Origin of the sequence: Acinetobacter sp. WCHA55 (assembly GCF_002165305.2) — a bacterium.
Taxonomy (GTDB): Bacteria; Pseudomonadota; Gammaproteobacteria; order Pseudomonadales; family Moraxellaceae; genus Acinetobacter.
Window position 1 is genome coordinate 1,286,035 of record NZ_CP032286.1, and the last position, 21,653, is coordinate 1,307,687.

General features: G+C 39.4%; 22 protein-coding genes and 1 other RNA gene. 17 read left to right on the forward strand and 6 right to left on the reverse strand.

Features of this window, described 5'->3' with window-relative positions:
- The first annotated feature begins 287 nt into the window (after window positions 1-287).
- The 12 genes from rimO (at window position 288) to lpxA (ending at window position 12,593) form a co-directional block, all read left to right on the forward strand.
- On the forward strand, window positions 288-1,631 hold the full coding sequence (rimO, locus tag CDG62_RS08980; RefSeq protein WP_004696556.1) for a 30S ribosomal protein S12 methylthiotransferase RimO: 1,344 nt from the start codon (window positions 288-290) through the stop codon (window positions 1,629-1,631).
- Between the two features lie 43 nt (window positions 1,632-1,674).
- Window positions 1,675-2,403, forward strand: a complete 729-nt coding sequence (pyrH, locus tag CDG62_RS08985) for a UMP kinase (RefSeq protein WP_004696558.1) — start codon at window positions 1,675-1,677, stop codon at window positions 2,401-2,403.
- 79 nt (window positions 2,404-2,482) lie between these two features.
- A complete protein-coding gene (gene frr, locus CDG62_RS08990) occupies window positions 2,483-3,037 on the forward strand; it encodes a ribosome recycling factor (protein ID WP_087526742.1) in 555 nt (184 codons plus the stop codon).
- An 8-nt stretch (window positions 3,038-3,045) separates the two neighbouring features.
- Window positions 3,046-3,798: a polyprenyl diphosphate synthase gene (gene uppS, locus CDG62_RS08995; protein WP_087526743.1), complete on the forward strand. Its 753-nt coding sequence runs from the start codon at window positions 3,046-3,048 to the stop codon at window positions 3,796-3,798.
- 3 nt (window positions 3,799-3,801) lie between these two features.
- Window positions 3,802-4,626, forward strand: coding sequence for a phosphatidate cytidylyltransferase (locus CDG62_RS09000; protein WP_087526744.1), 825 nt, complete (start codon window positions 3,802-3,804; stop codon window positions 4,624-4,626).
- Entirely contained in the window at window positions 4,627-5,823 is a 1,197-nt protein-coding gene (gene ispC / locus CDG62_RS09005; RefSeq protein ID WP_087526745.1) for a 1-deoxy-D-xylulose-5-phosphate reductoisomerase, read from the forward strand.
- Window positions 5,824-5,825: 2 nt separating this feature from the next.
- A complete protein-coding gene (gene rseP / locus CDG62_RS09010) occupies window positions 5,826-7,181 on the forward strand; it encodes an RIP metalloprotease RseP (RefSeq protein WP_087526746.1) in 1,356 nt (451 codons plus the stop codon).
- A gap of 45 nt (window positions 7,182-7,226) precedes the next feature.
- A complete protein-coding gene (bamA, locus tag CDG62_RS09015) occupies window positions 7,227-9,716 on the forward strand; it encodes an outer membrane protein assembly factor BamA (protein ID WP_087526747.1) in 2,490 nt (829 codons plus the stop codon).
- A gap of 33 nt (window positions 9,717-9,749) precedes the next feature.
- Window positions 9,750-10,244, forward strand: a complete 495-nt coding sequence (locus CDG62_RS09020; protein ID WP_087526748.1) for an OmpH family outer membrane protein — start codon at window positions 9,750-9,752, stop codon at window positions 10,242-10,244.
- A gap of 3 nt (window positions 10,245-10,247) precedes the next feature.
- On the forward strand, window positions 10,248-11,315 hold the full coding sequence (lpxD, locus tag CDG62_RS09025; protein WP_087526749.1) for a UDP-3-O-(3-hydroxymyristoyl)glucosamine N-acyltransferase: 1,068 nt from the start codon (window positions 10,248-10,250) through the stop codon (window positions 11,313-11,315).
- 7 nt (window positions 11,316-11,322) lie between these two features.
- Window positions 11,323-11,808, forward strand: a complete 486-nt coding sequence (fabZ, locus tag CDG62_RS09030) for a 3-hydroxyacyl-ACP dehydratase FabZ (RefSeq protein ID WP_010326983.1) — start codon at window positions 11,323-11,325, stop codon at window positions 11,806-11,808.
- On the forward strand, window positions 11,805-12,593 hold the full coding sequence (lpxA, locus tag CDG62_RS09035; RefSeq protein ID WP_087526750.1) for an acyl-ACP--UDP-N-acetylglucosamine O-acyltransferase: 789 nt from the start codon (window positions 11,805-11,807) through the stop codon (window positions 12,591-12,593). The genes fabZ and lpxA overlap by 4 nt, the downstream gene beginning before the upstream one ends.
- Before the next feature lie 59 nt (window positions 12,594-12,652).
- On the opposite strand, the gene CDG62_RS09040 is transcribed toward lpxA, so the two are convergent.
- Entirely contained in the window at window positions 12,653-13,498 is an 846-nt protein-coding gene (locus CDG62_RS09040) for a YbgF trimerization domain-containing protein (protein ID WP_087526751.1), read from the reverse strand.
- Window positions 13,499-13,773: 275 nt separating this feature from the next.
- Here CDG62_RS09040 and ffs point away from each other — a divergent pair.
- Window positions 13,774-13,870, forward strand: an RNA gene (gene ffs / locus CDG62_RS09045) — signal recognition particle sRNA small type.
- A 490-nt stretch (window positions 13,871-14,360) separates the two neighbouring features.
- Here the strand turns inward: ffs and CDG62_RS09050 are convergent.
- The 4 genes from CDG62_RS09050 to CDG62_RS09065 all read right to left on the reverse strand — a co-directional run bounded on the left by CDG62_RS09050 (window position 14,361) and on the right by CDG62_RS09065 (window position 17,338).
- Window positions 14,361-14,963, reverse strand: coding sequence for a regulatory protein RecX (locus CDG62_RS09050; protein WP_087526752.1), 603 nt, complete (start codon window positions 14,961-14,963; stop codon window positions 14,361-14,363).
- A gap of 106 nt (window positions 14,964-15,069) precedes the next feature.
- Window positions 15,070-16,113 (reverse strand): recombinase RecA, encoded by a 1,044-nt coding sequence (gene recA / locus CDG62_RS09055; protein WP_087526753.1) that lies wholly within the window; start codon window positions 16,111-16,113, stop codon window positions 15,070-15,072.
- Between the two features lie 114 nt (window positions 16,114-16,227).
- The gene (locus tag CDG62_RS09060; protein WP_087526754.1) at window positions 16,228-16,671 is read right to left on the reverse strand and encodes an RNA-binding S4 domain-containing protein; all 444 of its coding nucleotides are present in this window, start codon (window positions 16,669-16,671) and stop codon (window positions 16,228-16,230) included.
- The gene (locus tag CDG62_RS09065; RefSeq protein WP_087526755.1) at window positions 16,664-17,338 is read right to left on the reverse strand and encodes an HAD-IA family hydrolase; all 675 of its coding nucleotides are present in this window, start codon (window positions 17,336-17,338) and stop codon (window positions 16,664-16,666) included. The genes CDG62_RS09060 and CDG62_RS09065 overlap by 8 nt, the downstream gene beginning before the upstream one ends.
- A 664-nt stretch (window positions 17,339-18,002) precedes the next feature.
- Here CDG62_RS09065 and CDG62_RS09070 point away from each other — a divergent pair.
- The 4 genes from CDG62_RS09070 to CDG62_RS09085 all read left to right on the forward strand — a co-directional run bounded on the left by CDG62_RS09070 (window position 18,003) and on the right by CDG62_RS09085 (window position 20,944).
- The gene (locus CDG62_RS09070; protein ID WP_004696593.1) at window positions 18,003-18,248 is read left to right on the forward strand and encodes a hypothetical protein; all 246 of its coding nucleotides are present in this window, start codon (window positions 18,003-18,005) and stop codon (window positions 18,246-18,248) included.
- Window positions 18,249-18,567: 319 nt separating this feature from the next.
- Entirely contained in the window at window positions 18,568-18,813 is a 246-nt protein-coding gene (locus tag CDG62_RS09075) for a hypothetical protein (RefSeq protein ID WP_087526756.1), read from the forward strand.
- 490 nt (window positions 18,814-19,303) lie between these two features.
- A complete protein-coding gene (locus CDG62_RS09080; protein ID WP_087526757.1) occupies window positions 19,304-20,158 on the forward strand; it encodes a 3'(2'),5'-bisphosphate nucleotidase CysQ family protein in 855 nt (284 codons plus the stop codon).
- Between the two features lie 54 nt (window positions 20,159-20,212).
- Window positions 20,213-20,944 (forward strand): histidine phosphatase family protein, encoded by a 732-nt coding sequence (locus CDG62_RS09085; RefSeq protein WP_087526758.1) that lies wholly within the window; start codon window positions 20,213-20,215, stop codon window positions 20,942-20,944.
- A 129-nt stretch (window positions 20,945-21,073) separates the two neighbouring features.
- Here the strand turns inward: CDG62_RS09085 and CDG62_RS09090 are convergent, their stop codons facing one another.
- Window positions 21,074-21,514 (reverse strand): hypothetical protein, encoded by a 441-nt coding sequence (locus CDG62_RS09090; RefSeq protein ID WP_087526759.1) that lies wholly within the window; start codon window positions 21,512-21,514, stop codon window positions 21,074-21,076.
- Between the last annotated feature and the right edge of the window lie 139 nt (window positions 21,515-21,653).

Here is a 21,653-nt window from a genome sequence, read left to right on the forward strand (position 1 = left end):
TAGCGGACTGAATTGATGCAAATAAAGCAAAATGCACGCCAACTTTGATTTTGTATAGTGAAATGAGCACACTTTTTTTGCGAAATGCGCTGTAAATGAACGATTAGCTAAAGATATAGCGGATTCTAAAAATCAAGTAAACTGAAAATGATTTAAAATGGTGCATTATGTTAATTCTACTACAGCGTTGGTTTTATTTTGGTGCATTAAACAAAGAGTGTAGAATCGATCTGTTTTTATAAACAGAAAAGACATACAATACGCGCATTCTAGTGGAGCGCAGATTCATGAAATCCCCCAAAGTCGGTTTTGTTTCTTTAGGTTGTCCTAAGGCATTGGTTGATTCCGAACGAATTTTAACTCAGTTGAAGACTGAAGGTTATGATGTAGCATCAGATTATGATGGTGCGGATTTAGTTGTTGTAAATACCTGCGGTTTTATTGAATCTGCAGTGCAAGAGTCTTTAGACGCTATTGGCGAAGCCATGAGTGCGAACGGTCGTGTAATCGTTACGGGCTGCCTAGGTAAAGACGAAGACAAAATTCGCCAAATGCACCCAAATGTCCTAAAGGTGACAGGTGCTGCTGCATATCAAGAAGTGATGGAGGCCGTGCACCAATACGTGCCTGAGCCACCAAAACACAACCCATTTATTGACCTTGTTCCAGAACAAGGGATTCGTTTAACACCGAAGCATTATGCGTACTTAAAAATATCAGAAGGGTGCAACCATCGTTGTACCTTCTGCATTATTCCAAGTATGCGTGGTGACTTAGTGTCTCGCCCAGTCGGTTCTGTTTTAGAAGAAGCGGCTGCGCTTAAACGTGCCGGTGTAAAAGAAGTACTCGTTATCTCCCAAGATACTTCTGCTTACGGCCTCGATACCAAATACAAATTAGACTTCTGGAATGGTCAACCTGTTAAGACAAAGTTCTATGACATGTGTGAGGCCTTAGGTCAACTGGGTATTTGGGTGCGTTTGCACTATGTATATCCATATCCACATGTGGATGCGGTAATTGATTTGATGGCACAAGGCAAAATTTTGCCTTATTTGGATATTCCATTCCAACATGCAAGTCCAAAAGTTTTAAAACTAATGAAACGACCTGCACATAGTGAAAATACCCTTGAGCGTTTAAAGTTGTGGCGTGAAAAATGTCCTGACTTGGTGATTCGTTCAACCTTCGTTGTGGGTTTCCCTGGCGAAACTGAAGAAGATTTTGAAATCTTACTTGAGTGGTTGAAAGAAGCACAACTTGATCGTGTAGGCTGCTTTACCTATTCACCTGTTGAAGGTGCGACAGCAAACGACTTGCCAGATCATGTACCTGAAGAGATTAAGCAACAGCGTTATGAACGTTTTATGGAAGTGCAACAGGCGATTTCTGCTGCAAAACTTCAAAAGCGTGTTGGTCAGAAAATGACGGTGCTGGTCGATGAGCTGGATGAAGAGTTCCCAGTTGCGATTGCACGTTCATACGCAGATGCTCCTGAAATTGATGGCAATGTCTTTGTGGAAGATATTGATAAAAGCCAGATTAAATCAGGCGATTTGTTAGAAGTCGAAATTACCGATGCAGATGAATATGATCTGTATGCACAATTGATTTCGATTAAATCAAATTAAGACACAAATAAAATTTTAAAATTTAGATATTGGAGTTATTGCGATGTTGGATTCTAAAAAACCACGTTTTGAACGCATCTTACTGAAACTTTCTGGCGAAGCATTGGCTGGAAATAAGGATATGGGTATCGATGCTCAAGTCCTTGATCAAATGTCTTTGGCTATTGCGCACTTAGTGGGTTTGGGTGTGCAGGTCGGCATTGTGGTAGGTGGTGGTAACTTATATCGCGGTAGTCAATTACAAAAAGATGGTTTGGTTGGTCGTGTAACGGGTGACCAAATGGGGATGCTTGCAACTGTAATGAATGGATTGGCATTACGTGATGCTTTAGTACGCCGTAATATCAAAACCCGTTTGATGTCAGCATTGCCAATTGGTGCTGTGGTTGAATCATACTCAAGTCGTGACGCGATTCGTCACCTAACGCAAGGCGAAGTCTGTGTGTTTGTCGCAGGTACAGGTAACCCATTCTTTACTACAGATACAGCAGCATGCTTACGTGGTATCGAGATTGAAGCCAACCTGATCCTAAAAGCAACGAAAGTTGATGGTGTCTACAACAAAGACCCAAGTAAATATGATGATGCCGTCAAATATGACACCTTAACTTTTGACCAAGTGTTAGATGAGAAATTGGGTGTTATGGATTTAACAGCGATTTGCTTGTGTCGTGACCACAATGTACCGCTTCAAGTCTTTGACATGAATAAAGCAGGTTCATTGCTTTCAGTGGTTATGGGTGAAAAAGAGGGAACTCACGTAACGAACTAATGTACGTGACCTCGAAAGCTCTTTATACTACACGCTATTTTAGAATTTATATCTTTTCGAATTAAGTAAGGAAGATCACATGATTAACGATCTTAAAAAAGACGCAGAAGACCGTATGAACAAGTCACTTGACTCGTTAGAACACGGTTTTGCCAAGGTTCGTACAGGACGTGCGCATCCATCTATCTTAAATGGGGTAATGGTTCCTTACTATGGCTCAGATGTGCCATTAAACCAAGTGGCAAACGTGGGTGTTGAAGACTCGCGTACATTGTTGGTTCAGCCATTTGAGCGCACAATGGTTGCAGCAATTGATAAAGCGATTCGTGAGTCAGATTTGGGCTTAAACCCGATTACGGCTGATGCGATTCGTGTTCCAATGGCTGCATTGACGGAAGAAACTCGTCGTGACATGCAGAAAGTTGCGCGTAATGAAGCTGAAAATGCAAAAGTTGCAGTACGTAATATTCGCCGTGATGTATTGGGCGACATTAAAGCATTGTTGAAAGAAAAAGAAATTTCTGAAGATGATGAGCGTCGTGCATCTGAGGATATTCAAAAAATCACAGATAAGTTTGTTGCTGAAATCGACAAACGTCTTGCGAATAAAGAAGCTGAGTTGTTAAAGGTCTAATTTGTATAATGACCGATTCAGAAGATAAGCTTACTCTTCCAAAACATGTTGCCATCATTATGGATGGCAACAATCGTTTTGCCAAAAAAAATGCAATGCAAAAGGGCGATGGTCACCGTGAAGGTAAAAATGTCCTTGACCCGATTGTTGAGCATTGTCGAAAAAAAAATATTCAAGCATTAACCGTTTTTGCTTTTTCGAGTGAAAATTGGAAGCGCCCTCAAGCTGAAGTTGATTTGCTCATGAAACTGTTGGAAGACACGATTCATGAACAATTGCCTCGTATGCATCAATATCAAATGTCCTTACGCTTTATTGGTGATCGTTCTAAATTATCTCCGCAATTGCGTGACTTAATGTTGCATGCCGAACAAGACACTGCTAATTTCGACAAGATGACTTTGAGCATCGCAATTAGTTACGGTGGAATGTGGGATATGGCTCATGCGGCAAAGCAGATTGCGCTTGCTGTTCAAGCTCAAGCGTTAGATCCTGAGCAAATTGATGAACATGTTTTTGGCCAATACGTAAGCTTGAGTGATTTACCGGCTGTTGATCTATTGATTCGTACAGGTGGAGATTTTCGTTTATCGAACTTTATGTTGTGGCAAGCAGCTTATGCAGAGCTTTACTTCACTCCAACTCTTTGGCCAGAGTTCAGTGTAGAGGAGTTTGATGACGCCTTGGCTGTATTTGGTGGGCGTGAACGTCGTTTCGGGAAAACGTCGGAACAAATTCTACAAGATAAAATTGAGAACTAATAAATGTTAGAGCGGATTTTAACCGCATTGGTTTTGGTGGCCGTTGTACTGAGTTGTATGTTTGCAACCCAGTCACACTATCCAATGTTTGTGCTGATGATTATTGCGGCAGGGGTTGCAGGCTATGAGTGGTTTAAACTCATGCCCCGTACAACAAAAAATGTTAATAAACCTCTAGCATGGGGTTTTGGTTTATTAAGTGCTGGCCTTGCTACACTTGCTTTATACTTTAACGATATTGCACTTCTACTTTGGGCGGCCTCTATTTTATGTTGGTTGCTGAGTCTGTATTGGGTTAAATCCTATCCGAATTATGATGCTTGGTACAATTCAACCCTTAAAGTGGTTGGAATTGTTCTGATATCTTCAGCTGTAACCGCTATTTTTGCACTTTGGAAGATGTCACCATGGTGGCTGATGTATCTGTTTTTATTGGTCTGGGGTGCTGATAGCGGGGCATACTTTGTTGGGCGTAAACTGGGTAAACGTAAACTTGCACCTGAGGTGAGTCCAAATAAATCGTTGGAAGGTCTCTATGGTGGTGTGATTACGGCCATGATCATCGTGGTCGCTGTCGAAATCCGCTATTTAGACTTAACATACGCACAACATTTATTATTTCTTATTTTATCTGTGGTGACTGTATTTAGTTCGGTACTCGGCGATTTGTTTGAGTCCATGATTAAACGTCGTGCTGGGATTAAAGACTCGGGTCGTATTTTGCCAGGGCATGGTGGGGTATTGGATCGTATTGACTCGCTACTGGCTGCTGCACCTATCTTTGCTGCGGGTGTATATGTGTTAAAACTTATTGGCGTAGATTTGTAAATGTCTCAATCTGTTTGTATTTTGGGTGTTACTGGTTCGATTGGACAGAGCACCTTAAAAATATTGCAACAACATGCTGAACGCTATTCTGTGTTTGCTGTTACGGCACATAGTCGGATGCAAGAGCTTGTTGATATTTGTCAGCAGTTTCAACCGAAAATTGCAGTTGTACCTCAAGCGAAAGTAGATGAGTTGCGTCAGCTTTTAGTTGCAGTTAATTTACAGGATATTGAAATTCTAGCTGATGAAGCGGGATTGATTGCAGTTGCTGAGCATCCGGAAGTGGATGTTGTAATGGCGGCCATTGTAGGTGCTGCAGGTTTAATGCCGACGTTAGCTGCGGTAAAAGCAGGAAAGCGAGTTCTTTTGGCAAATAAAGAAGCGCTGGTGATGTCGGGTGACATCATGATGCAAGCTGCTCATGATCATCAGGCTCGTTTACTTCCAGTAGATTCTGAACATAATGCAATCTTTCAATGCTTGCCTCAGACCTATTTACAAATTGAGCGTCACGGAAAGCCGAAACTTGGAGTTTCTAGTATTCTTTTGACCGCATCAGGTGGGCCATTTCTAAAACATAGCTTAGATGAATTACATAATGTAACGCCTGCGCAGGCGTGTAAGCATCCTAATTGGTCCATGGGACAGAAAATCTCGGTTGATTCGGCGACTCTCATGAATAAAGGGTTAGAGCTAATTGAAGCTTGTCATCTTTTTTCAATCGAAGAACATTTTGTTACAGTAGTTGTGCATCCGCAGAGTATTATTCATTCCATGGTGCAATATGTGGATGGTTCAACTTTGGCACAAATGGGAAATCCTGATATGTGTACGCCGATTGCACATGCGTTGGCATGGCCTGAGCGTATTGAAACGCATGTTCCATCTTTAGATTTATTTAAAAATCATCAGTTGGATTTTCAAGCGCCTGATACGCATCGGTTCCCTGCATTAAGCTTGGCACGTCAAGCGATGAAAACTGGAGGTACAGCTCCTGCTATTTTAAATGCAGCCAATGAAATTGCGGTTTCTGCATTTTTAAATCAACAGGTGGGGTTTATGCAGATTCCTGCTATTGTTGAACACACTTTGAATACCATCCCACATCAAGCAGCAACACAACTTGATGTTATTTTAGAAGCCGATCGAAACGCACGTCATGTTGCTCAGCAATATGTGGTGAATATAGGAATTTAAGCATGAGCGCCTTGTTTATGATTGTTGCGGCAATTTTGCTTTTAGGCCCACTTATTGCAATACATGAGTTTGGGCACTATTTTGTTGCGCGTAAATTGGGCGTAAAAGTTTTAGTTTATTCCATTGGTTTTGGACCAACAGTTTTAAAGTGGACCTCTAAAAAGTCAGGTATTCAATATCAGCTTTCGGCATTACCCTTGGGGGGTTATGTCAAAATGCTGGATGAGCGTGAAGGTGATGTTGCTGAAGAGGATGCACCCAAAGCATTTAATCGTCAGTCACCTTGGAAGCGTATCGCAATTGTTGCAGCTGGCCCATTGATTAACTTAGCATTCGCCATTTTGCTGTTTTGGATTTTGTTTTTGCCTGCGCAAGAGCAGTTGAATACACGTGTGGGTAAAGTGCTACCTAATACACCTGCGGCACAAGTTCAAATGCAAGTGGGCGATAAAATTACCGCTGTTGATGGTTTAACAACACCGACTTGGGAGAAGTTGAATTTTGCCTTAGTTGATCGTGTGGGCGAAACGGGATCAATCCAAATTCAGGCTGAACGTGCGGGACAAGTTAAGACATTTAGTTTGCCTATTCAAAACTTCTTGAAAGATCAAACACAGTCTCCGCTTGATGTTCTGGGTTTTACGCCTTATCGACCAAAAATTCCTGCGGTCGTGACTAAGTTGAGCGAAGATGGTGCAGCCATTCGTCAGGGTATTCAACAAGGTGACAAAATTGTCGCGATTGATGGCATCAAGATGAATGATTGGTTTGATGTGGTTCAAGTGGTTCAAGCCTCACCTGAGAAATTGTTAAAAATTGATGTGCTTCGTCAAAATCAATTGGTACAACTTGAAGTGATGCCGCAGGGTAAACGCGATAATATGGGCAAGGTTTCTGGAGTCTTAGGTGTACAAAGTGACCCTGGGAAAATCAGTATTCCTACAGAGTATAAACAAACAATACAATATAATCCTGCCGAAGCCTTCATGATGGCGGTAGATAAAACTGGTCAACTGTCGAGTATGATTTTGAACTCGATTGTGAAAATGGTGCGCGGTTTGATTGGTCTAGATAACTTGTCAGGTCCGATCACGATTGCCAAAGTCGCAGGACAAAGTGCGGAAATGGGTTGGCAAACGTTTATCTCATTTATGGCACTGATGAGTGTAAGTTTAGGGATATTAAATTTATTGCCTATCCCTATGCTTGATGGTGGACATTTGGTCTATTATTTTATAGAACTTATACGTGGTAAACCTGTTTCTGAACAAATACAATTGGTTGGTTTAAAAATTGGTATGGTATTGCTCGGAAGTATGATGCTTTTGGCACTATTCAATGATTTTATGCGTTTGTAAAAAAGCGTAGATACGGAATTAAATTTTACATCGGAAAAAACTGGCATGCAGCACACACATTTATTTATGCCTTTGGCGCTCATCAGTGCTATGGCAACAGTACAACAAGTATATGCAGCAGAAGATTATATAGTACGTGATATTAAGGTTGATGGACTTGTTCGTTTAACGCCAGCAAATGTCTATGGAATGATTCCGTTGAACAGTGGAGATCGTGTCAGCGATGCAGCACTAGCCAATGCCATTCGTAGTTTATATGCAACAGGTTTGTTTGATGACATTAAAACAGAAAAGCAGGGTGATACGCTGGTTTTTAAAGTTGTCGAACGTCCACTAATTTCTAAAGTTGAATTTAAAGGTAATAAACTCATTCCGAAAGAGGCCTTGGAAGAAGGCCTGAAGAAGATGGGGATTACGGAAGGTGAAGTGCTGAAAAAATCAGCGCTACAAACGGTTGAGTCTGAGCTTGAACAACAGTACATGCAGCAAGGTCGTTATGATGCTGATGTCAAAGTTGTGACAACAGCGAAGCCGAATAACCGTGTAGACCTCACTATTGAGTTTGTTGAAGGTAAGGCTGCAAAAGTTGTAGATATCAATATTATTGGTAATACAGTATTTAAAGAAAGCGAAATTGAACAAGCGTTTGCGGTAAAAGAAAGTGGTTGGACATCCATTATTTCACGTAATGACCGTTATGCACGTGAAAAGATGGCTGCAAGCTTAGAGTCTTTACGTGCACTTTATTTAAACAAAGGCTATATCAACTTTAATATCAATCATTCAAGCTTAAATTTAAGTGAAGATAAAAAGAATATTTTTGTTGAAGTTTCAGTGGACGAAGGCGAACAGTTTAAATTTGGCGAAACCAAATTTTTGGGCGATGCTTTATACACGCCAGCGGAGTTGAAAGCTTTACAAATTTATAAAGATGGCGATATCTATTCACAAGAAAAAGTGAATGCAGTTAAACAGTTACTTCTACGCAAATACGGTAATGCAGGTTATTACTATGCAGAAGTAAACGTTGTGCCTCAGATTGATAAAGAAACTCATCTGGTCGACTTAAATTATTATGTTAATCCAGGTCAACAAGTCACTGTGCGTCGTATTAACTTTACCGGCAACACGAAAACTGCGGATGAAGTATTACGTCGTGAAATGCGCCAAATGGAAGGTGCTCTCGCAAGTAATGAGAAAATTGATTTATCGAAAGTTCGTTTGGAGCGCACAGGTTTCTTTAAAACTGTAGATATCAAACCTGCACGTGTTCCGAACACAGCAGACCAAGTTGATCTAAATATTAATGTTGAAGAGCAGCAATCAGGTACTAGTACTTTAGCAGTTGGTTTCTCGCAAAGTGGTGGTATAACCTTCCAAGCGGGTTTAAGTCAAACCAATTTCATGGGTACAGGTAACTCTGTTGCTATTGATTTATCACGCTCAGAGACACAAGATTACTACAACTTAAGTGTGACGGATCCGTACTTTACGATTGATGGCGTACGTCGCGGTTATAACATGTACTACCGTAAAACTAAGTTGGATGAAGACTATAACGTCAACAATTATGTGACGGATAGTTTTGGTGGTGGTATTAATTTTGGTTATCCAATTGATGAAAATCAAAGCATTAGTGCGGGTTTAAACATTGACCAAACTGAAGTAACCACAGGTCCGTATGTATCGACCTATGTGCGCGACTATCTATTGGCAAATGGTGGGAAGGCAACGGGTAGTAAAGGATCATATTGTCCAGATGCGAATTGGGATGAAACAACTAGTGAATGTTCTGCAACAGAGTCATTTGATAATGAGTTTAAGGGTGATTTCTTAACTTATAACTTAAACTTAGGTTGGTCATATAATACCTTAAACCGTCCAGTGTTCCCTACATCTGGTATGTCGCATCGTGTAAATGGTGAAATTGCATTGCCTGGCAGTGATGTTGAATATCAAAAGCTGACATATGATGCTCAAGCTTATTTCCCATTAGGCAAAGACTTTGTACTTCGTGGCTATGGTAAGTTGGGATATGGTAATGATTTACCATTCTATAAAAACTTCTATGCAGGTGGTTTTGGTTCGGTGCGTGGTTATGATAACAGTACTTTAGGTCCAAAGTATCCAGGCGTAACGTACAGTGAATCTGATAAGGTTGATTACGATCCTGAAGAAGTCGGTGGTAATGCGCTGATTCAATTTGGTACAGAATTAGCTTTGCCTTTACCATTTAAAGGAGATTGGACACGCCAAGTGCGTCCAGTGCTGTTTGCTGAGGGTGCACAAGTGTTTGATACTCAATGTAATGTGTCGAGTTCAACCATTTATGTGGATGGTGTTGACGTAGACTCTAAGCAATACTGTAAAGACAACTTCGGCTTTGAACTTGATAACATGCGCTATAGTGTGGGCGTTGGCTTTACTTGGATTACCATGATTGGTCCATTGTCTCTCAGCTATGCATACCCATTGAATGATAAAGATGGCGACGAAACAAAGAACATTCAATTTGAAATCGGTCGTACCTTCTAAGGTCGACCATTTCTTTACATGAAAGATATAAATATGAAAAAACTTCTTACTGCTTTAACACTTACAGCACTAACCTCTACAGTGGTGAATGCTGCTGGCTATGGTGTGGTGGATCTTGAGCGTGTTGTTGAAAATAGTACCTATTTAAAACAACAAAATTCGAGTTTCCAACAGAAAATTCAACCGCAAAGCACGAAGCTTGATCAGCTTAGTAAAGAGCTTCAAGACTTACAACAGCGCTTACAAACAGGTGATAAGCTGAGTGCTGTGGATAAGCAAAAAATGCTGACTCAGTACCAAACCAAAATGAACGAGTTCAATACCTTGCAACAAACCATGCAAAGCAGTGTGCAAAGTTCTATTCAGCAAGTACGTACTGTATTTGATGGTCGTGTGAAGCAAGTTGCTGAACAATTGCGTAAAGAAAATCAATTAGATGTTGTTTTGAATAAAAACTCAGCACTTGCCTATGACGCTAAGTATGATTTAACTGATAAAATGATTCAAAAGGTTAATGCAATTAAGTAATCAATGAATCCTCAACAGTACCGCTTAGAAGATCTTGCTCGTCTAGTCCAGGGGGAGTGTGTAGGTCAAGCTGATTTAATCCTTAAGGGATTAGCAAGTCTAGATTCGGCTGAATCTAGACATCTCGCATTTGTAAATGGTGAAAAATACTTAGAGCAAGCACAGCAGTCTAAAGCTGGAGCATTCATTGTTACAGCAGAGCTGAAGAATCTTTTAATTGAACATCAAAACTTTATTGTTGTTGCCAATCCTTATTTAGCCTTTGCCATTTTAACCCATGCTTTTGAGGTTAAACACACTGAGAAGGGCATTGAAAGCACTGCACAGATACATCCATCAGCAATCATCTCAGATACTGCTTATGTTGGTCATTATGTGGTCATAGGTGAAAATTGCGTTGTTGGTGATGACACGATTATCCATTCACATGTCAGCATACATGATGGTGTTGAAATTGGTCGCAGCGGTTTAATTGAATCGCATGTAAATCTGATGTCATGCAAAATTGGTGATCGTGTCCGTATTCATGCCAATACTGTGATTGGTAGTGAAGGTTTTGGTTTTGCACCTTATCAAGGGAAATGGCATCGTATTGCTCAATTGGGTTCGGTCATCATTGGAAATGATGTACGAATTGGTTCAAATTGTAGTATTGATCGCGGCGCATTAGATGACACAGTTTTGGAAGATGGTGTCATTATTGATAACCTTGTGCAAATCGCCCATAACGTTAAAATTGGTGCCAATTCAGCTTTTGCCGCTAATACTGCAATAGCGGGTAGCACAACAATTGGCAAAAATTGCATCGTAGGTGGTGGGTCTGCAATTGCAGGGCATCTAAATATTGTTGATGGCGTCACTTTAACTGGAATGTCAATGGTCACAAATAATATTTCTGTGGCTGGAACGTATTCTTCAGGAATTGGACTGTTTGAAAATCAAAAGTGGAAACGCACCGTTGTTCGTTTAAGACAATTAGCAGATGTGCCATTGACCCAATTGGTAAAAAAACTTGATCATATGCAGGCTCAAATCGAGTCCCTTGAATCAACAATTAAATTGCGTAAATAGAAATATGATGACTGAGTCGAATTCTACTAGTTTCACGAAACCTGAATTGCCAATGACAATTCAAACTATTCGTGAGTACTTACCACACCGCTATCCTTTTTTATTGGTCGATCGTGTTGTTGATGTGACTGAAAATGGAATTGTGGCGTATAAAAATGTGTCTATTAATGAAGAGTTTCTTCAAGGCCATTTCCCTAATTATCCAATTATGCCTGGTGTTTTGATTGTCGAAGCATTAGCGCAAGTTTCAGGTATTCTTGGTTTCATCATGAATAATGAGAAACCAAGTGAAGGTTCTTTGTTCTTGTTCGCAGGTGCAGAGAAAGTTCGCTTTAAAAAGCAAGTCGTTGCAGGTGACCAATTGGTGTTAAAATCAGAATTGGTCATGCAGAAACGTGGTATTTACAAATATAATTGTATTGCCACCGTTGACGGTGTAGTAGCAGCATCTGCGGAAATTATGGTTTCGCATCAGAAAATAGAGCAATCATGAGCAATAACGAATTTATTCACCCAACAGCAATCATCGATGCATCTGCCGTGATTGCAGCAGATGCAAAGATTGGACCATATTGTATTATTGGTCCAAATGTCACTATTGGAGCGGGAACGCAGTTACATTCGCACGTAGTGGTCGGTGGTTATACGCGTATTGGAGAACACAATGAAATTTTCCAATTCGCAAGCGTAGGTGAGGTCTGCCAAGATTTAAAATATGCAGGTGAAGAGACCTGGTTAGAAATTGGTGACCATAATAAAATTCGTGAACATTGTAGTTTACACCGTGGTACAGTTCAGGATCACGGTATAACCAAGATTGGTAGCCATAATTTATTGATGGTGAATACGCATATTGCGCACGACTGCGTGGTCGGTGATCATAATATTTTTGCAAATAATGTCGGCGTGGCTGGCCATGTTCACGTAGGTGACTATGTGATTGTCGGCGGTAACTCGGGTATACACCAATTCTGTAAGATTGATTCTTATAGCATGATTGGTGGTGCATCATTGATTGTGAAAGATGTACCTGCTTATGTGATGGTTTCTGGTAATCCTGCACATGCTTTTGCGATGAATGTTGAAGGCATGCGTCGTAAAGGTTGGTCTAAAAATGTGATTCAAGGTTTACGTACTGCATTTAAACTGATCTATAAAGAGGGGTTAACGACAGAGCAGGCTTTAGAACGTATCCGTGCAGAAATTTTGCCTGAAGTTTCTGAGGTACAACTGCTCATTGACTCGTTAGAACAGTCAGAGCGCGGCATTGTACGTTAAGCTTATTCTAGATATAAAAAAAGACACTTCGCGTGTCTTTTTTTATATCTATAAGAAAATTATTTTTTAAAGAAAGAGGCTTCTTCAGACTTGGGATATTGCTTAAGGAGTTTGGTTTTGTATTGATTGGCCTGAGTCGTGTTTTTATCCACTTCTTTGGCAATATTGTAGAGTTGATAAACGGCGCGAGGGGCGCGCGAAGAGTTGGGATATTGGTTTGCTACAATACCGTAGTTTTTTTTCGCTTCTGCATAGTTGGTGGGTTCAATCGCTAAATTAAATTCAGCTAACCAGAAATATGCATTGCTGATGTAAACACTATTGGGGTTGTTTTTAATAAAGTTTTGCATGGGTGCAATCGCTTTCTTAGCACCACCTTGCTTATAAGCATCCAATGCGACAGTATATGCGGCTTTTTCTAGCTCAGATGGCTCAGATGTGTTTTGGGTGCTGACAGCTACAGGTGTTTTATTTACTGCAGCTGTGGTCGTGTTACTACTGGCGTTGGTGGTTGTGGTGTTACTGGGAGGAGTATCCTGTTGGTTTTCCTCCGTTGTAGTACTCGCTTCAGGGTCTACTTTTTGTTGAAGTAACTCTAAGCGTTGATCTAGGTCAGCATAGCGGTTTTCCAACTCATGTTTGAGTTGAGCGATTTCGTTGTCTTGTTCTTCGAGTTTGCCACGTAAGCTACGCAAATCATTTTCTAATTGTTGGTTCTTTTGCATAATTTGCCAATTAATATTGGTCGCTGTTGCATTCGCACCCGTGTCTACTGCGACGCTGGTTGGATTGACAATATTGTTCGTTGTTTGGCTTAAGCCGCGAGATTCAATTGGAATGTTGGCGAAAACAGGCGTTGTGCAAAGTATGGTGAGGGCACATAGGCTATGCTTCTTTAGCATCATAAAATATCCGTGTTATAGGGCTTTGATGGGGGATACATCAAACGAAATTCATTTACCCCCATTAAAAACGGCAACGTTATGAATTGCAATAAGCTTTTACATTGTTGTCGTATATTTAGGTAAATGAATGTAGCCTAGTCGTTACCAATAATTGAGTGATTTTTCTTGATTTTGTTTTATAAATAGTCAATTGAATGAAATGCTTATTGAAAAGTCGTTTATAGGCTTGCAACTTAGGGAAAAATCTCTATACTCTGTTCTTGCAATGGTAGCCCTGCCGGTTACTTCGCAATTGTACTCTACGAACCCCGCCAGGACCGGAAGGTAGCAACGGTAGTAGAAATATGATGTGCCGAAGGTTTGCTGGTAGGGTTGCCACCATATTTATAAATGAAAAATAGAATAATTAATATGCAGCATATAAATACATTGTATGTAGATCAAGTTTAAAATACCAAGCATTTAAAGCATATCTCTTCAATCGATATTAGTGCGTTTGTAATACTTCCTATTTTTTTTAACTTTTATTTTAAAAATTCATTTACTCTATTCCTCACCTCTTTTTGTTCTCTACCGTGTGTATTTTTTCTTTTGGGCGTAATGTATTTTAAAATAATGTTAAATACAGATCATTTAATTTATCGAAAATTATTTAAAGCAATAGAAATCATTGCATTATTTTTTATCTTACACGTCTTGTATATATTTAAGCTTTTCTGATTTTGGTTTGATTTATATTTATTTAAAAGTACTATGATTTTATAATTCATTAACGATTACATGTATTTAATGGTTGATGTGAATATATGATCAATATTTATAACGGTGATTTAGGCATAGCTTGCTCAAGAGCGAATGGTGACTAGTCATCAACCCTGCTAATCGCTTTCATAATGGCGTCCATTTCAAAGCCACGATACATTAAAAAACGGATTTGCTTAGCTTTTAGTTTTGGATCTGTTGTGACTTCAGTTCCATACTTCTTAATTTTAAGTTGATAGGCTTGTTCGACCCAATCCGTTTCTTTTAGTTCTTCTAAAATTAAACCAGTATCAATTTTTTTGGTTTTTAGCGCCATTTTAATGCGATTAGGGCCTTTGCCTTTACGCTTTTGGCTCGAGAGCATGATCTCAGCCACACGTTGATCACTCTGATAGTTTTGTGCTGAAAGTTCTTCAACCAGTGTAATTACTTCTTCATGATGCATCGCCCATGTAGCCAGTTTCTCAATCAATTCTGCTTTTGAATATTCCTTACGTGTAAGTACAGCAAAGGCATAAGAACGTAGACGAGAACCTGTTAAACCTGTGGGTTTTGGTTGATTCTCTCCATCAAAATCTAAAGCATTATCAGTTACTTGTGTTACTTGCGTGTGATCGTATTGAGGGGCAGGAGAGTCTTCCTCACCAAATTGTTGTTTGAGAGCGTCATAGTCAAGAAGTTTGGGGAATTTTGAATTAGGCATAATCGGCTATGAAATAGATCTGAATAAACAAAACGCCCCGTAGGGCGTTTCTTAGTGTAAGCCTAAATGTCGTGTAATAACATTTAATCTTTTTCGATACTTTTAATTAAGCATCTAAGAAGTCTGGCTCTTCTTCATTCTCTTCTACAGGCGTAGCATTTGCAGTCGTCAGTAGTTTTTCTCGAATGATTTTTTCAATGGTTTCAGCCAATTGAGGGTTTTCTTCAAGGTGACGGATCACATTGTTTTTACCTTGACCAATTTTATCACCTTGGTATGAATACCAAGCACCTGCTTTTTGTACGATTTCTTGTTGAACAGCCAAATCTACAAGTTCACCCAAATGGTTGACACCTTTACCATAGAGGATTTGGAAGAGCGCTTCGCGGAATGGAGGTGCCATTTTGTTTTTGACAACTTTCACTTTGGTTTCAGAACCAACGATTTCATCGCCTTCTTTGACTTGACCTACGCGACGAATGTCTAAACGCACAGACGCATAGAATTTCAACGCATTACCACCAGTCGTGGTTTCAGGGCTACCAAACATTACACCAATTTTCATACGAATTTGGTTAATGAAAATCACCATACAGTTTGAACGTTTTGCATTACCTGTAATTTTACGTAATGCTTGGCTCATTAAACGCGCTTGGAGGCCCATGTGTGAGTCACCCATTTCACCTTCAATTTCTGCACGTGGTGTCAATGCTGCAACAGAGTCGACAACGATGAGGTCAATAGCACCAGAGCGAACCAGCATGTCTGCAATTTCAAGTGCTTGCTCACCATGGTCAGGCTGAGAAACCAGTAGATTTTCAATATCTACGCCAAGTTTACGCGCATACTGTGGGTCTAGAGCGTGCTCTGCATCAATAAATGCACATGTGCCACCTGCTTTTTGACATTCGGCAATCGCTTGTAAAGTCATGGTTGTTTTACCTGAAGATTCAGGACCATAAATCTCAATGATACGACCTTTAGGTAAGCCGCCAATGCCTAGAGCAATATCAAGTGTTAAAGAACCCGTTGATACCGCTTCAACAGCTTGTACGGTGTTATCGCCAAGGCGCATTACTGTGTTTTTACCAAACTGCTTTTCAATTTGGCTTAGCGCAGCATTGAGCGCCTTGCTTTTATTATCATCCATCTTACAACCTCAAAACGATGTCACGGATATTTACTGAATATGCTCAGTATAGTGACAGATTTAGTCTGTATCTTCTATAAAAGTCAGATCGTGTGCGACACAATATGACGCATGTCATTCATCATCATTATAAGACCAATATTGGTCAAATTGTTGATCATTTTCTTGTTTAAACTTACTGATATCGCGGCGGTCCTTTTTACTTGGACGATGATCAGGTCGAGCTAGATTATGCAACTTTCTTTGGCTTGCAATCAATTCCCGTCGTGTAATACTGACTTCAGTTTCTTCATATAATGTTTGTGCAACAGGGGCGGAACCACGCACGTCAGAGAGTTCTTTGATCACCACGGTTTTCTTGTCAATGCCTTGCTGTATGGTGAGTTCCATTCCAATTCGAACTTCTCTCGAGACTTTGACACGTTCGCCATTGTGGTGAACTTTTCCTCCCTCAATTGCATTTTTGGCAATGGAGCGCGTTTTAAAAAAACGTGCTGCCCATAACCATTTGTCAATGCGCATGCCGACAGCATCTTCCGCTAAAGTGGATTTACGCATATTTGGTAGTGACCTCAGCTTGCTCTAAATAAGGAATTAAATCGGTGAGATGATTTAAGATCGGATAAGGGCTGGATGTTTTGCTTTGACCTAGTGATGAGGGTTGAGCAATGGTAAATAGGTTTTGAATACCATAACTTTCAGCACCTTTTAGTACTTTTTCGGTGTCATCAATAAAGTAGCATTGTTTGGCCGCAAATGGGTGACGTTCATGGAGATGTTGCCAAAACTCAGTAAACTCCTTGGCATGACCAAGAGTTTCACTGCTAATGATGACATCGAAATATGAGGCCAGTTTTGTGTGTTCGAGTTTAAACTTAAGTCCTTCACAGTCCGCATTGGTAGCAAGCCAGCAAGGGTAGCCGTTAGTTTTTAAATAGTTGAGAAGTTCAAGGCAGCCTTTACGTAGGCCAACTTTATGCTTAAATTCCTGCTGCAAAGCGAGCGTATCTACGCCAACTTTAGCGGTCCAAAAGCGCGTAGAGTACCAATTGAGTGTATGATTATGGGTTTGATAAAACTGAAACAGCGCTTGAGTACTTTGTTCTAAAGAGCACTGGTGTTGTTCAGCATAACGGATAGGAAGCTGATGATTCCAAATAAAATCATCATAGGCAAGATCTAGTAATGTACCGTCCATATCAAAAATGATAATTGGCTTTTCCACTTAAAAAATCTCCAATGTTTCAAAGTTCAGTAATGACTATAGAAAATAGTTAGTAACCGATCTAGCAGTTTTGCTTTATGCGAATATGGCGTAAGTATAGCGTATAGCTGCATAAGATTACGGACGTGCATACTCCATTGTCAAAAGTTGAAGAATAAGGTATCTCAATTTTTTATGTAAGAGCATATAAGATGTGTTAACTGTGCATTGATCCGCAACACTATTGAAATTTCAGTAAAAGGAGTGATTCATCCTATGGATAAGGAAGGGCTTTTATAAACTTTCGATGAGAACACTTAGCGCTGTCATTATTATCGAAAACCTCTACTGTTGCTACTGACCTAAATCAGCCATGAATTACAACGGCAGCGTCATTAGTTTTGGTCAGCTTTTCAGTACTGCTTAGCTATTCGGCTCATATGTCTATCTAATCTATTTCATCAAATGTTCATTTTACATCGATACCATTAAAAGCGCCTGACGGTGGTTTTTTATGCCTAAATTTAAATCACTTCAGTTGATGGAGAAAGATTCTTTGTATCCAGCCCAGCACAATAAAAGTAAGTTTTCTGACAAAATAAAAAATAAAATGGTTATGCTGGTTATTTACACAATAATCGGTTAAAAAAGATGTGGTGAATGAGAATAAAATAGAGAGGAATAGATGAGTGAATTAAATTTAGATTTTTTAGATGAAACCTTAGATAAATATGAAGCAAAAGGTAAGAAAAAGGCCATTAAAAAAATCCGTATTGGTTATATGCTTTATGCCAAATTTATGTCGAATAAAAAATTTGCAGAAAATGTAATGAGCTCATCTTTAGATCCAAATAAGCGGACTTATCGCAATACAAAGATTAAAATTACGCACGATGAGTATGAGTTAACCTTTTTACGTAATGATGATTAAGTATAGAGTTGTGAAAAAAACTTAAAGTTTCATTTATTTGAAATATTTGGGCTGTAGAGTGTGTGGCATAAAGAAATGAAAATATAATGATTAGATGATGTTTGTGCAGTTAAGCCTGTTTATTTGGAGAGAGGTAAACAGGTTTTTTATTATAATAACTTTCTGGTCTGAATGCTTGCAGACAAAAAGCCCGATTTGTTTTTATACTGATCGGGTTTTTATTTTTTCTATTGAAATGAAAATAGTGATAAAGATAACTTCTGACATCTTTTGATCATATTGTTCATGGATAATCTTTTTTATTTTGAGTTGCTTCGATATGTCAATTGTTACTGCAAATGAACTAGATGATCTTCTAAGAGAATTAATTTCCAAAAATAAAAAGCCTGAAAAGATTTTGATTGGATATAAAGCATATAGTGAGCTTATGAATGATCGTAAATTTTTGCATGAAGTCGCTAGTTCCGCAATGGATCCGAATAAAAGAAAGTATCAAAGGATTAAGATTAAAGTGACGCAGGATGAGTATCAATTAGAAGTGAAGTGTTCAGAGAAAAATGAGTAATGTTAAAATACTGGAGAAAGAATGCATTTTTTAATTGATGTATTTAAAATACTGGTTTATACTACACTCGAAATTAAAGCGCTGTAGCTTTTCTTGTTTTATATCCCACGCTCCCATGCGTGGGATTTTTTTGCACGATAGTTTTTCATAAAGAACCACTCGGCTGTATAAAGCTGAAAAGAAATTAAGTGTAAGTACAAATTAGAAACGGCCAGCTTTCGACTTTCTCTAGCATTAATATTTAAGGTGTAGGTAAAGAAAAGTCTGGTTGATTAGACTACTCAACCCAAAGTCAAAAGAAGAATTGGAATTGAATGATATTTCCTGAGTGTCTTAGGCGTATAATATTTTAAGGCAGTGTTTTAAAAAAGTGTTCGCGTGTTCTCACTCTGAGGTGACAGTGTACCGTTGAATATGTGGCGATCAACATGCTGCTATTTTAATAGATGAATTTCTCGATCTATAACTTAATGAATTAAAAGGCGGTCTCATGTTTAAGCCCACAACTGCACCTCAAGATACGCTGATATTGCAACTTGTACCGATTGTGACTCAAGCGTGCGAGATTTTACGAGCAGAGTATCAAGCTTATGTTGTAGGTGGTGATTTTACAGTTGAACGAAAATCCGATCATTCACCAGTTACGCAAGCGGACTATCGTGTCAATCAATTTATTACTGATGCTTTAAACAATACCTTTCCTCATTTTCCTGTTCTTTCTGAAGAAGGGCAGCATGCGTATAGACAGCAGTGGCAGTCTTTTTGGATGCTTGATCCTTTAGATGGCACTAAAGAATTTTTGCATCACCGTCCTGAATTCACCATTAATCTCAGTCTTATCGAAGGTGCGCATACAACTTTTGCTGTGCTGGCTATTCCTTGTGAGCAGCAAATTTACTTCTGTCCACTACAAGGGCAGCCTTTAAAATATAATATTGAAAAAGATGTATGGTCTGAATATGTTCCAGTTGAAAACCACAGTGCTGTTCAAGTCGGCTTAAGTCAAAGTAGTCAGAGTAAACCGCAGTACCAAGTGTATTTAGAGCAGTTGGAAAAACTTACGCCTATTCAAGAGTATCGCGCTGGGAGCGCATATAAGTTTTGTATGGTGTTGGAAGACCGAGTCGATATTTACCCGCGCTTTCACCCAACGAGTGAGTGGGATACTAGTGCTGGACAGTGTTTATTGGAGCGGATCGGTGGTGGTTTGGTTGATTTTCAGGGACGACCATTTGTGTATAACCAAAGATTGAGTTTACTGAATGGTGGTTTTATTGCATATCGAAATAACGATATGAAAAAACTGGCATTACAAGCACTTGAACTAATGCCTTCGTCGGCTTGAGCTTAAGACTGAGCGTGCTATAGTGTTTTTTGAATTATTGAGTTGCTAGTGATTATGGCCTTAGAGTTACTCCCGCCTAGTATGTTGAAGGCAATCGATTTATTGCCAGATGCAAAAACGCCAGTGACGTTGTTTACACGTCATTCCATTCGTGAAGTTGTTACGGGTCAGGGGCTTGCAGGCTATGATTTACAGTTGACGCATCAAGGGCGTGATTTGGCACAGGCGTGGGGTTCTTATCTGATTGATAATACTGATAGAGTGATACAACATTGTATTTCTAGCCCAATTCAACGTTGTATTGATACCGCTGCGCTAATGATTCAAGGGGCAGATGGGCAAACCCTTGAGCCGAATACTCACCGTATTGAAATTATCGAACAAGGTTTGTTGGTTGAGCCAGGCAGTTTTGTTTTGGATATTAAGCAAGCGGGACCTTATTTTCAGCGTCAAGGTGCTTTAGGATTTATTAATAGCTTTGTGAATAATGCCTTACCTGGTATGAAGCATCCGATTCATGGCGTCGTAGATGTATTGGAGCTCATATATAACACGCATCCGAACAACCCTTATGGTTTGAGCCTTGCGGTCAGTCATGACACGATTTTAGCTGCGATTTTGGCGGTCATTTCAGGGCGTACAATTGTGACCAAAGAAGACTGGCCGAAAATGATGGAAGGCCTTTTTGTGTGGTTTGAGGGCGATGTGTTTTTGGAATCAAAATTGAAATGGATTTGGCGTGGGGAAATTAATGAGTTGAATATTCATGAATTTCAAAATCTGTAAGCGCTTTGTTTAAAAAATTGAGCTATAAATCTCGCTCATTTATTTAGGTGGTTGTTTGAACGAGAAAAAATATAAGAGACTCATAGCTCGATCATTTATCAATCATATTAAATGCTAAACTGCATAAGTTTAAATTTTTGCTTTGAGTCGGTTGGGAAAGTCGAGTAAGTCGATACTCAGGCCTTCATCATTTAAAGGCCATAATGAGGTATTTACTGCTACGCTGTGCTGATGAATACGATTGTATTTATCTGCTGCAATCAGCGTGGCAATCTCATGATTCGAAAGGGTATAAGCATTGACAACATCGGCTGGATATTGAGTGCGGTCATAAAACTCAGCTTCCGTTTCACCTTGGTGCAGTGCAAAAATACGTTCAATTGCAGGTAAATAGACGCCATAGCCTAACCACGCATCAACGCCCTGAGAGGCCTGAATTTCTGCTGTTCCGCGCATATTTGAGATGACTCTGGCGAGTATGTCTTTTTCGCCTTTGGCATGAAAATACTCAATATATTGTTGTTCTGTCGGTTGGAATTTTTCAAGTGTTGGAAGAAATTTATTAATCATGCTATTCCCCAGTAGAACATTTTATGTGGTTTCATTATCAGAAAACAGAATACCATAATTTATTTATGGGATTTTTTATTTTAATCATTTTGCATCTAAAAATTAAAATAAGCTATGTGCTTACAAAGAAAATTAATTG